The following is a 14,330-nucleotide window of genomic DNA, read 5'->3' on the forward strand; positions in this document are numbered from 1 at the left end:
TCCATACTGCCGGAAGACACGGGGGGCGAGCCACACCCGGTTGCCTACACGGGGCGGCGAGATAGGACAGAATTGATTTGTGTCTGGATGGCGGCGTGATCACCAGGGCCGAATGGCCGCGTCCCCGGGCCGCCGGACCCGAAACGGATCGGTCAGTGAGCACCCGGGGATGGCGAACTACCCCACCGACGGCCCCGGCAACCGTCGCACGCGCCGTCCACCGCCCATGCCAAGCGCCAACCGCTACCTCCCGCCGCTGGACCGGGAGCCGGAATCCGAAGACGACGCGGAGGGGAACGAGGCGCCCCCACCACCCCCGCGCGGTCTCAGCAGCGGTGAACGGATCACCGTCACCCGCGCCGCGGCAATGCGCAGCCGGGAGATGGGTTCGCGGATGTACTGGATGGTCCAGCGCGCCGCGACCGCCGACGGCGCCGACAAGTCGGGGTTGACCGCGCTGACGTGGCCGACGATGGCTAACTTCGCGGTCGACTCCTCGATGGCTGTGGCACTGGCCAACACCTTGTTCTTCGCGGCGGCCAGCGGCGAGAGCAAATCCAAGGTGGCCCTCTACCTGCTGATCACGATTGCTCCGTTCGCCGTGGTCGCCCCGTTGATCGGTCCCGCGCTGGACAAACTGCAGCACGGCCGGCGCGTCGCGTTGGCGCTCTCGTTCGGACTTCGCACGGTGTTGGCCTTGGTGCTGATCATGAACTACGACGGGGCCAGCGGAAGCTTCCCGTCCTGGGTGCTCTATCCCTGCGCACTGGCCATGATGGTGTTGTCGAAGTCCTTCAGCGTGCTGCGCAGTGCCATGACGCCCCGGGTGATGCCGCCGTCCATCGACTTGGTGCGAGTCAACTCCCGCCTGACGGTATTCGGCCTGCTCGGCGGGACCATGGTCGGCGGTGCCGTCGCGGCGGGGGTCGAGTTCGCCTGCACCCGCCTGTTCGAGTTGCCGGGAGCGCTGTTCGTCGTTGTCGCGGTCACCGTGGCCGGTGCGCTGCTGTCCATGCGCATTCCGCGCTGGGTCGAGGTGACCGCGGGCGAGGTGCCCGCGACACTGAGCTACCACCGCGACCGTGGCAGGCAACGCCGAAGCTGGCCCGAAGAAGTCAAGAATCTCAGCGGAGCATTGCGGCAACCCTTGGGCCGCAACATCATTACCTCGCTGTGGGGTAACTGCACCATCAAGGTGATGGTCGGCTTCCTGTTCTTGTACCCGGCGTTTGTCGCCAAGGCCCACGATGCCAACGGGTGGGTTCAGCTGGGGATGCTGGGCTTGATCGGCGCGGCGGCCGCAATCGGCAATTTCGCCGGAAACTTCGCCAGCGCTCGCCTACAGCTGGGTAGGCCGGCGGTGCTGGTTGTGCGCTGCACCGTGGTGGTCACCGCTTTCGCGCTGGCGGCCGCGGTGGCCGGCAATCTCGTGACTGCCGCCATCGCCACCTTGGTCACGTCGGGCTCGAGTGCGATCGCCAAGGCCTCACTGGATGCGTCGTTGCAACACGACCTCCCGGAGGAATCGCGGGCATCGGGCTTTGGCCGCTCGGAGTCGACCCTGCAGCTGGCATGGGTCCTGGGCGGGGCGGTCGGCGTGCTGATCTACACCGACCTGTGGATCGGCTTCACCACGGTCAGCGCGCTGCTGATCCTGGGTCTGGCACAAACAATTGTCAGCTTTCGGGGCGACTCGCTGATACCCGGCCTCGGGGGCAACCGTCCCGTCATGGCCGAGCAGGAGACCACGCGCCGGGGGACCGCAACGGCGGGAGTGGGACCGCAGTGAAACGCTGGATGACTGCGCTGATCGCAGTCGTGGTGCTGGGGTTGTCGGCGAGCGCGGGCGTCGGCGCCTGGCTACTGGCACGCAATTCCGGTCCACAACGGCCCGAGATCAGCCTGTACTCGCACGGGCACCTGACCCGGGTAGGTCCATACATGTACTGCGACGTGCTCAGGCTCGACGAGTGCCAGACGCCGCAGACTCAGGGCGAACTGCCGGTGACCGAACGCTATCCGGTCCAGCTGTCGGTCCCGCAGGCCATTTCCCGGGCACCGTGGCGGCTGCTGCAGCTCTACGACGACCCGACCAATACCACCGCCGTCATCTTCCGGCCGAACAGTCGGTTGGCTGTCACCATCCCCACCGTCGACCCGCAACGCGGGCGGCTCACCGGGGTGGTCGTGCAGTTGCTGACGTTGGTGGTCGATCCCTCCGGTGAACTGCGGGAGGCACCGCACGCGGAATGGTCGGTGCGCGTGGTCTTCTAGCCACCTCATCGGCTCACCGGGCGTCGCGCCGTCGGCAGATCTTCGCGGGATCCCCCAACAACTCGACATTCGCTCGGACGTGTCGGTACGGCCAGGCACCGTGTCGGCATGGAGATTTTGGACTGGCCGTTCCGGGGCACTGAAGCACTAGCCGCCGGAGCCGTCACACCACACCGGTTGCGGACCCACTTCGAGATGGTTCACCGCAACGTGTACATCCCCCGCGGGAAGAAGCTGACGGCGGTGACGCGGGCCATCGCCGCGTGGTTGTGGTCGGGGCGGTCCGCAACGGCGGTGGGCCTGTCCGCCGCGGCGTTGCACCGCACGGGATGGATCGACGATTGGCTACCGGCCGAACTCAACCGACGGGGCCGGGACAAGGCGCGCGGCATCATTTCCCACTGCGCCTGCCTCGATGAGGACGAGGTATGCGTGCGCGACGGCATCGCCCTGACCACTCCGGCGCGCACGGCATTCGACCTCGGAAGGCGAAAAGGACTGACCACAGCGGTGATTCGGCTCGATGCACTGACGCGTGCCACCGAGCTGAAGGTGGCCGACGTCGAGATGCTCGCCGAGCGACATCGCGGTGCTCGTGGGTTGATCCAGCTACGTCAGGCACTACCACTGGTCGACGCCGGCGCCGATTCGCCCTATGAGACGCGAATTCGCTTGCTAGTCATTCGATCTGGCCTGCCAGCGCCCCAAACCGAGATCAAGGTACTCGACGATTGGGGCGCGGTGGCGGCCCGGATCGGCATGGGCTGGCCGGAATGCAAAGTCGGCGTCGAATTTGACAGCGCAGGTCAGTGGAATAACGCGGCGAGCAGCGACGCTGTCGATCGATCGGCCGAACTCGAAGCGCGCGGGTGGACGATTGTTCGAGTCAACGCGCAGACACTGAAAAACCGGCCTGACATCGTCGTGGCGCAGGTTCGACACGCGCTCGTGCGCAGAACCTAGGCTCCGTGACCGGCCGGGACCCGCTCCCCTGCGACCGGCGGCCCGGGCGGCGTGCCATCACCGAAGGGCCTGCCGCCCAGAGCTTCCCGTCCGTGCGGCGCCAGCCAGCCAGCCAGATCGGGGCCTTTGGGAACAATCCCGGTGGGGTTGATGTCGGCGTGCACGATGTAGTAGTGCTGCTTGATTTGGACAAAGTCCACGGTATCGCCGAATCCCGGGGTCTGGAACAGATCACGAGCGTACGCCCACAACGCGGGCATCTCGCTGAGCTTGTACCAATTGCACTTGAAATGACCGTGGTACACCGCATCGAAACGGGCCAGCGTGGTGAACAGCCGCACGTCGGCCTCGGTGATGGTGTCCCCCACCAGATAGCGTCGACTCGCCAGACGATCGCTCAACCAGTCCAATGCGCCGAACAGCCGATCGAAAGCGGCCTCGTACGCCTGCTGTGAGCCGGCAAAGCCACAGCGGTACACGCCGTTGTTCACTTCGGTGTAGATCCGCTGACTCACCTCGTCGATCTCGAGTCGCAACCGTGACGGGTACAGCTGCGGGGCGCCGTCGCGATGGTAGGCGGCCCACTGCGTGGACAAGTCCAAGGTCATCTGCGCGAAGTCGTTGGTGACCACCGCGCCGGTCGGTACATCGACGATCGCCGGAACGGTGATGCCCTTGGGGTACTCCGGGAAGCGCTTGAAGTAGGCGTCCTGTAGTCGCGGGATCTGCAACACCGGGTCCAGACCTTCGGGATCAAGGTCGAAGGTCCAGCTGCGCGCGTCATGGGTGGGTCCGCAAAAGCCTATGGAAAGAACGGGTTCCAAACCCAGCAGACGGCGCACGATGATGGCGCGGTTGGCCCACGGACAAGCCCGGGCAACGATGAGGCGATAGCGACCGGGCTGCACCGCATAACCGTCGCGCCCGTCGGCGGTGATGCGGGTGGTGATGTAGTTGGTGTCGCGGCTGAATTCACCGGCGCCGGCAACATATGAGCCCATGGGTGGACAGCCTTACAGCTTCGCCTCGGCTGACGTCGAGTCAGGCAGGAAGCGCCGAGCCACATTCGGCTGCGTGGACGGCCCGGGCTCCCAATGCGCAATCCAGGGTCCGGTGCCCTCGGAAGGATCGATGATTCCGTCCTCCAGCCAGGCATACCGACCCTCCAACACGTCGTTGGTCAGGCGGACATCGCCGACATCGGTGTTGGTCCACAACCCGTGGAACAGCGCTTCCACCCGCAGAGTCGCCTGTCCGCAGAATGCCTCCGCCAGCTCGTAGGCCTGCCGTCCGACGATCGGATCAGCGACCCGTTGGGCTTCGGCCCGCACGCATACCGCGGACATGGCGAACAATTCCGCACCGATGTCGACGATGCGACCGAGAAAGCCCTGCTTTTGTTCCAGCTTGGCCTGCCAGCGGGCCATCCCGTAGAAGGTGTTTCGGGCCAGCTTGCGAGTCGAGCGTTCGATGAATCGCAGATGAGCGGCCAGCGGGCCGAACTCGTGATACGCCTTGGGCCGCTGTCCCTCACCAAATACCAGCTGCGGCAACCATTTTGCATAGAACCCGCTGGCGCCAACCGCGGCTGCCGCCTTCTTCCGAAGATCGGTGTTGGGTTTGGCCAGATCCCCAGCGGCGGTCAGGTGCGCGTCTACCGCTTCGCGGGCAATGAGCAACCGCATGATCTCGCTGGATCCCTCGAAGATCCGGTTGATCCGAACATCACGCAACGACTGCTCCACCGGTGCCGCACGCTCACCCCGCGCTGCCAGTGACTCGGCGGTCTCATAGCCACGCCCGCCCCGGATCTGCAACAGCTCATCGGCGACCTGGCACGCTATCTCACTGGACCACAGCTTGGCCAGCGCCGCCTCGATGCGGATATCGTTGCGGCCCTCATCAGCCATCTGACCCGATATCTCCACCACCGCCTCAAGCGCGTACGTGGTGGCGGCGATGAACGAGATCTTGCCGGCGACCGCCTCGTGCTTGCCCAGCGGCTTGCCCCATTGCACTCGCTCGCCGGACCACTCACGCGCAATTTTCAGCGACCATTTGGCCGCCCCCGTCACCATCGCGGGTATCGCCAGCCGCCCGGCGTTGAGGGTGGTCAGCGCGATCCGCAGACCGTCCCCCTCCCGACCGATCAGATTCTCCTTGGGCACCCGCACGCGGTGCAGCCTGGTTACGCCGTTCTCGATGCCGCGCAGTCCCATGAACTTGTTGCGCCGTTCGACGGTGATTCCGGGTGAATCGGCCTCGACCACGAATGCGCTGATTCCACCCCGGTGCCCCTCACTCTTGGGCACCCGGGCCATCACCACCAGCAATTCGGCAACCACACCGTTGGTGGTCCACAGTTTGACCCCCTCGAGTTCGTAGGCCTGACCGTCGTCGATCGGTGTGGCCGTCGAGGCCAGCCGGGCCGGATCGGATCCGACGTCGGGCTCGGTGAGCAGGAAGGCCGAGATGGCACCGGCGGCGCACCGCGGCAAGAATTTCTTCTTCTGCTCGGGGCTTCCGGCGAGTTTCAGTGGCTCAGGCACACCGATCGATTGGTGCGCCGACAGCAGCGCGCCCAGGCTGGTGTGGACCGTCGATGCCAGCATCAGCGCGCGGTTGTAGGCAACCTGCGACATGCTCAATCCGCCATACTCGGACGGAATTTTCATGCCGAAGCAACCCAGTTCGGCCAGGCCCTTGACGTATTCATCGGGAATCTGAGCGTCTCGCTCGATGACGCTGCCGTCGATGGTGCCGAGAAACTCCTGCAGCCGGCACAGAAACGTCGCGGTGCGCGCCTCCTCGGCGTCCGACGGCCGGGGGAAGGGATTTATCAGCTCCAGGGGAAAGCGCCCGAGGAATAGCTCCTTCGCGAAAGATGGCTTATTCCAGCCACTTTCACGGGATTCCTCGGCAAGAGCTCGCGCTTGCTCCTCGGTGACCTGCGCCTGCTGTGCCATCGTTGCCTCCGCGCTACGACTTCACCGCGATAGGAAAAACCTGGTGCCGTACACAGGCAATACTACGGCGCACAACGGCAAGTGGAAGTGCCCGACGATGACGAACGCGGCCAGCGGGCCAGCCACTTTGAAAAAGCCCTGACGTCAACCCGATTCGATGCCCGAGCGGACGTATTGCGCCAACGGTTAAGCGTCGAGCTCCCGCGCCACGGCCTTGACCACCTCGGAGACCCGCCGGGCGGTCTTGCGGTCCGGGTAGCGCCCCTTGCGCAGCTCTGGCTGCACGGTGCTCTCCAGCAGCGTGATCATGTCCTCGACCATGCCGTGTAGCTCGTCGGGGCTGTGCTTGTGCTCAACGGCCTCGCGGCGGGTGCGGGTGAGGCTCGGTGGCGGGTCGAGCAATTTAAGGCTCAACGCCTGCGGTCCGCGCCGCCCGGACGCGATACCGAATTCCACCCGCTGCCCCGCTTTAAGCCCCTCGACGCCTGCCGGCAACGCAGAGGAACGAACGTAGACGTCCTCGCCCTCCTCCTGCGACAGGAAGCCGAACCCCTTGTCGGAGTCGTACCACTTCACCTTGCCGGTCGGCACTGCTCTCACCTGCTTGTCTGACGGATCACTGGGTTTACAACAAAAAGATGCGTCCCGCATGTGCAGGACGCGAGGACGATCACAGATCCTACTCGGATGCTGGCCCGCCAAGCATCCCTGTTTATCCGGCACTCGGTAGGCTGGCACCACTGCTGGAGGAGATATGCGCCTAATACTGAACGTTATCTGGCTGGTGTTCGGCGGCCTTTGGCTGGCCCTGGGTTACCTGGTCGCGGCGCTGATCTGCTTTCTGCTCATCGTGACCATCCCGTTCGGCTTCGCGGCGTTGCGGATCGCGTCCTACGCATTGTGGCCGTTCGGCAGAACGATCGTCGAAAAGCCCAGCGCTGGAACCGGCGCCCTGATCGGCAACGTCATCTGGATCCTGCTGTTCGGGCTTTGGCTGGCCATCGGGCACCTGGTCAGCGCGGTGGCGATGGCGATAACGATCATCGGGATCCCGCTGGCGCTGGCCAACCTCAAGCTGATCCCGGTGTCACTGGTTCCGCTGGGCAAGGAGATTGTTTCCGCCGACTGGCCGACCCGATACGAGCGGGTGGCCCGATGACGGTGACCGCGCTGGGCGTCCCGACGGTGCGTGGCCGGTCGGAAGGCTCGGCGATCGCATCCGACGCACCGGGCGATGGTCCGCTGCTGGATCGCTTTGGCCGGTCCGCCACCGACTTGCGGGTGTCACTAACCGACCGCTGCAATCTGCGCTGCGGTTACTGCATGCCCGCGGAAGGCCTGAACTGGCTGCCCGGCGAGCAGCTGCTTGGACCGGCGGAGCTGGCCAGGCTGCTCCGCATCGCGGTTACCCGGCTCGGGATCACCAGCGTGCGGTTCACCGGCGGCGAGCCGCTGTTGGCCCGGCATCTCGAAGAGGTGGTCGCGGCGGCGGCCCAACTGCGGCCCCGCCCGGAAATCTCGTTGACGACCAATGGTGTGGGTCTGGCGAAGCGGGCAGCGGCATTGGCGGAGGCGGGTTTGGACCGGGTCAACGTGTCGCTGGACACCGTGGACCGCGCCCACTTCGCGGCCGTCACCCGCCGGGACCGGTTGACCGATGTGCTGGACGGCCTGGCCGGCGCCAGGGCTGCCGGTTTGACTCCGGTCAAGGTCAACGCCGTGCTGGACCCCGAGACGGGCCGCCAAGACGTCGTCGAGTTGCTGAGATTCTGTTTGGAGCAGGGCTACCAGCTGCGGGTCATCGAGCAGATGCCACTCGACGCCGGACATCAGTGGCGGCGCAACGCGCTGCTGGGCTCCGACGATGTGTTGGCGGCGCTGCAACCCCATTTCCGGCTTCGGCCTGATCCAGCGCCACGCGGCTCGGCTCCTGCCGAGCTCTGGCTGGTCGACGCCGGTCCTGACACGCCCGCCGGTAAGTTCGGGGTCATCGCCTCGGTTTCGCACGCGTTCTGCTCGACGTGTGACCGCACCCGGCTGACCGCCGACGGTCAGGTCCGCAGCTGCCTGTTCTCCACCGAGGAAACCGACCTTCGCGGGTTGCTGCGCGCCGGTGCCGGCGACGAGGCGATCGAAGCGGCGTGGCGCAGCGCGATGTGGGCCAAACCGGCCGGCCACGGGATCAACAACCCGGATTTCGTCCAGCCCCAGCGCCCCATGAGCGCGATCGGTGGCTAGCCCGAAGGCGCCCGTGCCCGATCAGCCCGCCGGGATCGAGGTCACCGTTCGTTACTTCGCGGCCGCACGGGCGGCGGCGGGGATCGAGTGCGAAACGGTCGGGTTGCGGCCTGACGCCACCGTTGCCGAGTTGGTCGACACGCTGGCCGGCCGGAGCACGCGGCTGGCGACGGTGTTGGGCCGATGCTCTTACCTCAGGGACGGAATTGCTGTCCGAAATGACGCCACCGCGTTATCCACCGGCGACACGGTTGATGTACTCCCGCCATTCGCCGGCGGCTAAGCCCTGTGAATTGCCTCACGTAACGGAACGATAACGACCGGGACACGAGGTGATGTCGGGACGCTATGAGCTGCGGAAACAGTGGTCTTTCCTGGCCTTTTAGCCCACGGTTGCGCGGAAAACACCTCATTACTTCGTGCGTGACGAGAACGTCTGAAACCGCTACCGTCTCTCAGGGCTGGTCAACCGAACCCAACTGACTTGCCTGCCCTCCCTACAACGCGCCGAGCTCCATCCGGTAGGCGGGGGATTCCGACCCACGGATGGAGGCGGGGGACCCACCAGGTCCACCGAGATCGGACCGGGCCCTTCACGGCCCTTGGGGTGAAGCCGACGTCGTCCCACAGATGTAGTACGACGCTGGCCGGGTAACCTCTCCAACCCGAACCCGACAGCTGACCTCGCAGGCGTGTACCGAGAGGAATTACTGAACGTATGAGTGGACGTCACCGTAAGCCCACTACCTCGAACGTCAGCGTCGCCAAGATCGCCTTCACCGGCGCGGTGCTCGGCGGCGGTGGTATCGCCCTTGCCGGCCACGCGGCCGCGGCCACCGACGGCGAATGGGACCAGGTGGCCCGTTGCGAGTCTGGCGGCAACTGGGCGATCAACACCGGCAACGGCTACTACGGCGGCGTCCAATTCGCGCCGAGCACCTGGGCCTCCCACGGTGGCGGCGAATATGCGCCATCCGCGCAGCTGGCCAGTCGCGAAGAGCAGATCGCGGTCGCCGAGCGCGTCCTGGCCACTCAGGGCCGCGGAGCCTGGCCGGTATGCGGACACGGCCTGTCGGCCGCCACTCCCCGCGACGTCCCCGCTCCGGCCGCGCTGGATGCCCCGCTCGACGCCCCCGGAATCAACGGCGAGCCGGCACCGCTGGCCCCGCCCCCCGGAGATGACGTCCCGCCCCCGGCTGACCCGGCACCCCCGGTAGAGCTGGCGGCCAACGACGTGCCCGCGCCGGCCGACCTGCCGCCCGCCCCGGAAGACCTGCCGCCGGCCCCCGAAGACCTGGCACCCCCGGCCCCGGCCGACCTGCCCCCCGCCCCGGAAGACCTGCCGCCCGCGCCGCAGGACCTCCCGCCTGCGCCTGAGGATGTGGCCGCGCCCGCGCCGGCCGACTTGCCGCCGGCGCCCGAGGACGTGGCGCCCCCGGTGGAGTTGGTGGGCAACGACGTGCCCGCGCCGGCCGACCTGCCTCCCGCCCCGGAGGACCTGCCGCCGGCCCCCGAAGACCTGGCACCGCCGGCCCCGGCCGACCTGCCGCCGGCTCCCGAAGACCTGGCACCGCCGGCCCCGGCCGACCTGCCGCCGGCTCCCGAAGACCTGGCACCGCCGGCCCCGGCCGACCTGCCGCCGGCTCCCGAAGACCTGCCGCCGTCGGCCGACGCCGACAACCCGCCGGTGGACGTCCACGAGGCTTCGACCGTCGCCTACACCAAGAAGTTGTGGCAGGCGATCGTGGGACAGAACATCAGCGGCAACGACGCGCTCGACGCGCTCGCGCAGCCGGCCGTCTTCGCCTGAGACAGGGTCACCCCTAACCCGACCGGCGCGGAAAGCCGAGCGGGTTAGGCCGAACCCACCCATTCTTCGGAACCATCACCGAAGAACTGGTGCTTCCACACCGGGAGCCGCGCCTTGATCGTGTCGACCAACTTCGCGCACGTGGTGAACGCGGCCTCGCGATGATCGGCAGCCACGGCGGCCACCAAGGCTGCATCGCCCACGTACAGGACCCCGATTCGGTGGCTGGCCGCGACCGCGCGCACACCGGCGGCGTGTTGGGCAACATCGGCCACCACCTCGGCTAGCACCTGGCCGGCCGACGGGTGCGCGGAGTACTCCAGCCGCAACACTTCCCGGCCGCCATCGTGGTTGCGCACCACCCCGACGAAACCGACGACAGCTCCCGCCGAGGGCCGGCCCACCAGTTCCTCGTGTTCGGCCAGAGAGATCGGCTGGTCGGTCAGCAGGGCCCGCACCACCTGCGTCATCGCCGGTGGTCTTGGCCAGCGATTTGATCGAGCGCGTGGTGCACGACGTCGGCGAGCACATCCAACCCGTCCCGAACGCCGCCAGGTGAACCAGGCAAGTTGACGATCAAGGTTTGGCCGGCTACACCACACACGCCTCGGGACAACACCGATGTCGGAACCTTCGGCAAGCCGGCGCGGCGGATGGCGTCGGCCAATCCCGGGATCACAAAGTCCAGCACCGCCACGGTCTGTTCCGGGGTCGAGTCGGTAGGCGAAATCCCAGTGCCGCCCGAGGTGATGATCAGGTCCACCTGGGCCTCGACCGCGTCCTGCAGCGCCTCGCCGACCGGGTTACCGTCGGCGACCACCTTGGATTCCACCGGCGAAAAGCCGCGTTGCTCAAGCCATTCAGCGATAATCGGCCCGCATTCATCGGTGTACACACCGGATGCCGCACGCGTTGAAGCGATGATGATTTGGGCCGAGCGAGCCGTGCTCACCTCGACCAGCTTCCGCTGCGCCCGCCCTGTTTGCTGAGCACTCGGACATCGTCGATACGAGCGGCTGGGTCGACCGCTTTGATCATGTCGTAGAGCGTAAGGGCCGCGACGCTGACAGCGGTCAGTGCCTCCATCTCGACACCGGTTCGGTCGGTGCTGCGCACCGTCGCGGTGATCTCGACATCAGCCTCAGCCATGATGAAATCAACGTCGACACCGGTCAGGGCGAGCTGATGACACAGCGGGATCAAGTCACTGGTGCGTTTGGCCGCCAGAATTCCCGCCACCCGCGCGGTGGCCAGCGCATCCCCCTTGGGCAGGCCGCCGCTCGAGATCAACGCCACCACCTCCGTCGAGGTGCGCAGAAAGCCCGCAGCAACAGCCGTGCGTCTGGTGGCCCCCTTCTCGGTGACGTCGACCATGTGCGCGGCTCCCCGCTCATCCAGATGCGATAGCCCACCTGAGGGATAAGAGCCTGCCCCGGGTGTCGCCGATGCCGCGGGGGCCTTGGATGCGTTGGGGGGCTCGGCCATCCCAACGACTACCTGTTGACGACTGTCACCGGGTGCAGGTAGGGCAGATCGTCTGCGGCCAGCGGAAACACCACCTCACCGAACGGAGACAACGCCCCTGTTCGGTCGGTCACCAGCTCGCTCACGGCGTGGTCATCCGGATCCGTGGTCGGCCAGCCGTTGTCCACGTACTTGCTCTTACCCGCCTTGCCTTCAGCAATGTCAGCCACGGCGTCCATTCTGACAGGTTTACCTGCCGTCCGCGGCGCAAGGTCACCGGTCGGGCCCTACGCTGATCAGCAATGACCGAACACACCCCGGAAATCCCGCTGGGGTCCTGGCTGGCCGAATTGCCCGACGAGCGGCTGATCACGCTACTCGAGCTGCGGCCGGACCTTGCCCAGCCGCCACCTGGCAGCATCGCCGCGCTAGCCGCGCGGGCCCAGGCCCGTCAATCGGTCAAGGCTGCGACCGAACAACTCGACTTCCTGCGGTTGGCGGTGCTCGATGCGTTGCTGGTGCTGCTGGCCGACACCGAGCCGGTGCCGATCGCAAAGCTGGTGTCGCTGATCGGTGAGCGCGCCACCCAGGCCGAACTGACCGAAGCGCTCACCGACCTCAAACTGCGCGCCCTGGCCTGGGGCGACACCACCGTCCGGATCGCCGCCGACGCCGGCACCGCGCTGCCATGGCACCCGGGACAGGCCACTCTCGAGGACAACTCGCGAACCGGCGAGCAAATTGCCGAACTGATCGCCGGGCTGGACCAGCCGCAACGCGACGTGCTGGACAAACTGCTCGAGGGGTCGCCGATGGGCCGCACCCGCGACGCCGCACCCGGCGCCGCCCCGGACCGACCGGTGCCGCAGCTCTTGACGATGGGACTGCTGCGGCGCATCGACGCCGACACCGTGATTTTGCCCCGCCACGTCGGCCAGGTGCTCCGCGGCGAACGGCCCGGTCCGATGCAGCTCAGCGCACCCGACCCGGTGGTTTCCACCACCACCCCCGAGGACGTGGACGCGACGGCCGCCGGAGCGGTGATCGACCTGCTGCGTGAGGTGGAAGCACTGCTGGAAAACCTCGGCACCATGCCGGTTGTCGAGCTGCGCAGCGGTGGACTTGGGGTGCGTGAGATGAAGCGGATCGCCAAGGCGGTCGGAATCGACGAGGCGCGCCTGGGCCTGATCCTCGAGGTGGCGGCGGCGGCCGGACTGATCGCCAGCGGCATGCCCGATCCGCTGCCCGACCACGGTGACGGACCGTACTGGGCGCCGACGGCCACCGCCGACCGGTTCACCACGATGTCACCGGCCGAGCGGTGGCAGCTACTGGCCACCGCGTGGCTCGATCTGCCCGGCCGACCGGCGTTGATCGGCAGCCGCGGCCCCGACGCCAAGCCCTATAGCGCCTTGTCTGATTCGCTGTTCTCGACTGCGGCGCCATTGGATCGCCGGCTGCTCCTGGGCATGCTCGCTGAGCTACCCGCCGGCGCCGGTGTCGATCCGGTGACGGCTTCGGCCGCTTTGATCTGGCAGCGCCCGCGATGGAGCCGAAGACTGCAGCCGGAGCCGATCTCGGATCTGCTGGCCGAGAGCGAGGTCCTGGGGCTGGTCGGGCGCGGCGCGATCAGCAAGCCCGGGCGCACCCTGCTGGAACACGGCGGCGACCCCGCCGCCGTGATTGCCACAATGGCCGCGGCGCTGCCGAAGCCGATCGACCATTTTCTGGTCCAAGCGGACCTGACCGTCGTGGTGCCCGGTCCGCTGCAGCGCGACCTCGCCGATGAACTGGCGACCGTGGCGACCATCGAATCGGCCGGTGCGGCGATGGTGTACCGGGTCAGCGAACAATCCATCCGGCATGCGCTCGACATCGGCAAGACCCGCGGCTGGATGCACACGTTTTTCGCGGACCACTCCAAGACGCCGGTCCCGCAGGGACTCACCTACCTCATCGACGACGTGGCGCGCCGGCACGGCCAGCTCCGTATCGGCATGGCGACCTCGTTCGTGCGCTGCGAAGACCCCGCGTTGCTGGCCCAAGCCGTAGCGGCACCCGCCGCGGAGGCGGTGCAGCTGCGCGCGCTGGCCCCGACCGTGGCGGTGTCACCCGCCCCGATCGGCGAGGTCCTCGTCGCCCTGCGCAGTGCGGGCTTCGCACCCGCGGCCGAGGATTCCACCGGCGCGATTGTCGACGTCCGGCCCCGCGGCTCCCGGGTTCCCGCTCCCAACCAACGCCGGCCCTATCGGCCCCCGGCACGGCCCAGCGGTGAGACGCTCAACGGCATCATCGAGGTGCTGCGCAAGGTGACCTCGGCACCGTTCGGCAATATCCGCATCGATCCGGCTGTCGCGATGTCGCTGCTGCAACGCGCCGCAAAGGACGAGGCCACGCTGGTGATCGGCTACCTCGACGCGGCGGGCGTGGCCACCCAGCGGGTGGTGTCCCCCATCGTCATCCGGGGCGGTCAGTTGACCGCCTTCGATTCCACGTCGGGAAAGCTGCGTGACTTCGCTGTGCACCGCATCACGTCGGTCGTCTCGGCCGACGGCCAATAATGGATGCCATGATCCACTTCGGCTACCACCCAGATGGCGATGCGGTGCTGATAG

General features: G+C 67.1%; 15 protein-coding genes and 1 riboswitch. Of the genes, 8 read left to right on the forward strand and 7 right to left on the reverse strand.

What is annotated here, in order from left to right; all coding sequences use genetic code 11:
* Window positions 1-112 precede the first annotated feature (112 nt).
* The 3 genes from CCUG20998_RS23105 (at window position 113) to CCUG20998_RS23115 (ending at window position 3,237) form a co-directional block, all read left to right on the forward strand.
* Entirely contained in the window at window positions 113-1,789 is a 1,677-nt protein-coding gene (locus tag CCUG20998_RS23105) for an MFS transporter (RefSeq protein WP_036456432.1), read from the forward strand.
* A gap of 8 nt (window positions 1,790-1,797) precedes the next feature.
* On the forward strand, window positions 1,798-2,274 hold the full coding sequence (locus CCUG20998_RS23110) for a DUF2771 domain-containing protein (RefSeq protein ID WP_020729587.1): 477 nt from the start codon (window positions 1,798-1,800) through the stop codon (window positions 2,272-2,274).
* 108 nt (window positions 2,275-2,382) lie between these two features.
* Entirely contained in the window at window positions 2,383-3,237 is an 855-nt protein-coding gene (locus tag CCUG20998_RS23115; protein WP_020729586.1) for a hypothetical protein, read from the forward strand.
* Here the strand turns inward: CCUG20998_RS23115 and CCUG20998_RS23120 are convergent.
* The 3 genes from CCUG20998_RS23120 to CCUG20998_RS23130 form a co-directional block, all read right to left on the reverse strand.
* The gene (locus CCUG20998_RS23120) at window positions 3,234-4,238 is read right to left on the reverse strand and encodes a glutathione S-transferase family protein (RefSeq protein WP_020729585.1); all 1,005 of its coding nucleotides are present in this window, start codon (window positions 4,236-4,238) and stop codon (window positions 3,234-3,236) included. The two genes, CCUG20998_RS23115 and CCUG20998_RS23120, sit on opposite strands and share 4 nt — an antisense overlap.
* A 12-nt stretch (window positions 4,239-4,250) precedes the next feature.
* Complete coding sequence (locus tag CCUG20998_RS23125) at window positions 4,251-6,203, reverse strand: acyl-CoA dehydrogenase family protein (RefSeq protein ID WP_020729584.1); 1,953 nt, start codon at window positions 6,201-6,203, stop codon at window positions 4,251-4,253.
* Between the two features lie 186 nt (window positions 6,204-6,389).
* On the reverse strand, window positions 6,390-6,794 hold the full coding sequence (locus CCUG20998_RS23130; protein ID WP_012396202.1) for a cold-shock protein: 405 nt from the start codon (window positions 6,792-6,794) through the stop codon (window positions 6,390-6,392).
* 163 nt (window positions 6,795-6,957) lie between these two features.
* Here CCUG20998_RS23130 and CCUG20998_RS23135 point away from each other — a divergent pair, with 163 nt between their 5' ends.
* From CCUG20998_RS23135 to CCUG20998_RS23150, 4 genes are all read left to right on the forward strand, one after another.
* Window positions 6,958-7,362 (forward strand): YccF domain-containing protein, encoded by a 405-nt coding sequence (locus CCUG20998_RS23135; RefSeq protein WP_011738640.1) that lies wholly within the window; start codon window positions 6,958-6,960, stop codon window positions 7,360-7,362.
* Window positions 7,359-8,441, forward strand: a complete 1,083-nt coding sequence (moaA, locus tag CCUG20998_RS23140; protein WP_020729582.1) for a GTP 3',8-cyclase MoaA — start codon at window positions 7,359-7,361, stop codon at window positions 8,439-8,441. The genes CCUG20998_RS23135 and moaA overlap by 4 nt, the downstream gene beginning before the upstream one ends.
* A gap of 13 nt (window positions 8,442-8,454) precedes the next feature.
* Window positions 8,455-8,724, forward strand: a complete 270-nt coding sequence (locus CCUG20998_RS23145) for a MoaD/ThiS family protein (RefSeq protein WP_012396204.1) — start codon at window positions 8,455-8,457, stop codon at window positions 8,722-8,724.
* A gap of 212 nt (window positions 8,725-8,936) precedes the next feature.
* Window positions 8,937-9,150, forward strand: a riboswitch (cyclic di-AMP (ydaO/yuaA leader).
* 9 nt (window positions 9,151-9,159) lie between these two features.
* Entirely contained in the window at window positions 9,160-10,251 is a 1,092-nt protein-coding gene (locus CCUG20998_RS23150) for a transglycosylase family protein (RefSeq protein WP_116269150.1), read from the forward strand.
* Window positions 10,252-10,295: 44 nt separating this feature from the next.
* On the opposite strand, the gene CCUG20998_RS23155 is transcribed toward CCUG20998_RS23150, so the two are convergent.
* Genes CCUG20998_RS23155 through CCUG20998_RS23170 form a run of 4 tightly spaced genes read right to left on the reverse strand, consistent with a single transcriptional unit; the run spans window position 10,296 to window position 11,945 of the window.
* Entirely contained in the window at window positions 10,296-10,721 is a 426-nt protein-coding gene (locus tag CCUG20998_RS23155) for a molybdenum cofactor biosynthesis protein MoaE (protein ID WP_036456046.1), read from the reverse strand.
* Window positions 10,718-11,203: a MogA/MoaB family molybdenum cofactor biosynthesis protein gene (locus CCUG20998_RS23160; RefSeq protein WP_012396206.1), complete on the reverse strand. Its 486-nt coding sequence runs from the start codon at window positions 11,201-11,203 to the stop codon at window positions 10,718-10,720. The genes CCUG20998_RS23155 and CCUG20998_RS23160 overlap by 4 nt, the downstream gene beginning before the upstream one ends.
* Window positions 11,200-11,736, reverse strand: coding sequence for a cyclic pyranopterin monophosphate synthase MoaC (gene moaC, locus CCUG20998_RS23165; protein WP_020729579.1), 537 nt, complete (start codon window positions 11,734-11,736; stop codon window positions 11,200-11,202). The genes CCUG20998_RS23160 and moaC overlap by 4 nt, the downstream gene beginning before the upstream one ends.
* Before the next feature lie 8 nt (window positions 11,737-11,744).
* Window positions 11,745-11,945, reverse strand: a complete 201-nt coding sequence (locus CCUG20998_RS23170) for a hypothetical protein (protein WP_172607222.1) — start codon at window positions 11,943-11,945, stop codon at window positions 11,745-11,747.
* Window positions 11,946-12,017: 72 nt separating this feature from the next.
* On the opposite strand from CCUG20998_RS23170, the gene CCUG20998_RS23175 reads away from it, so the two are divergent.
* Window positions 12,018-14,276, forward strand: a complete 2,259-nt coding sequence (locus tag CCUG20998_RS23175; RefSeq protein WP_103654057.1) for a helicase-associated domain-containing protein — start codon at window positions 12,018-12,020, stop codon at window positions 14,274-14,276.
* Window positions 14,277-14,330 lie beyond the last annotated feature (54 nt).

Origin of the sequence: Mycobacterium marinum, from assembly GCF_003391395.1 — a bacterium.
Taxonomy (GTDB): domain Bacteria; phylum Actinomycetota; class Actinomycetes; order Mycobacteriales; family Mycobacteriaceae; genus Mycobacterium; species Mycobacterium marinum.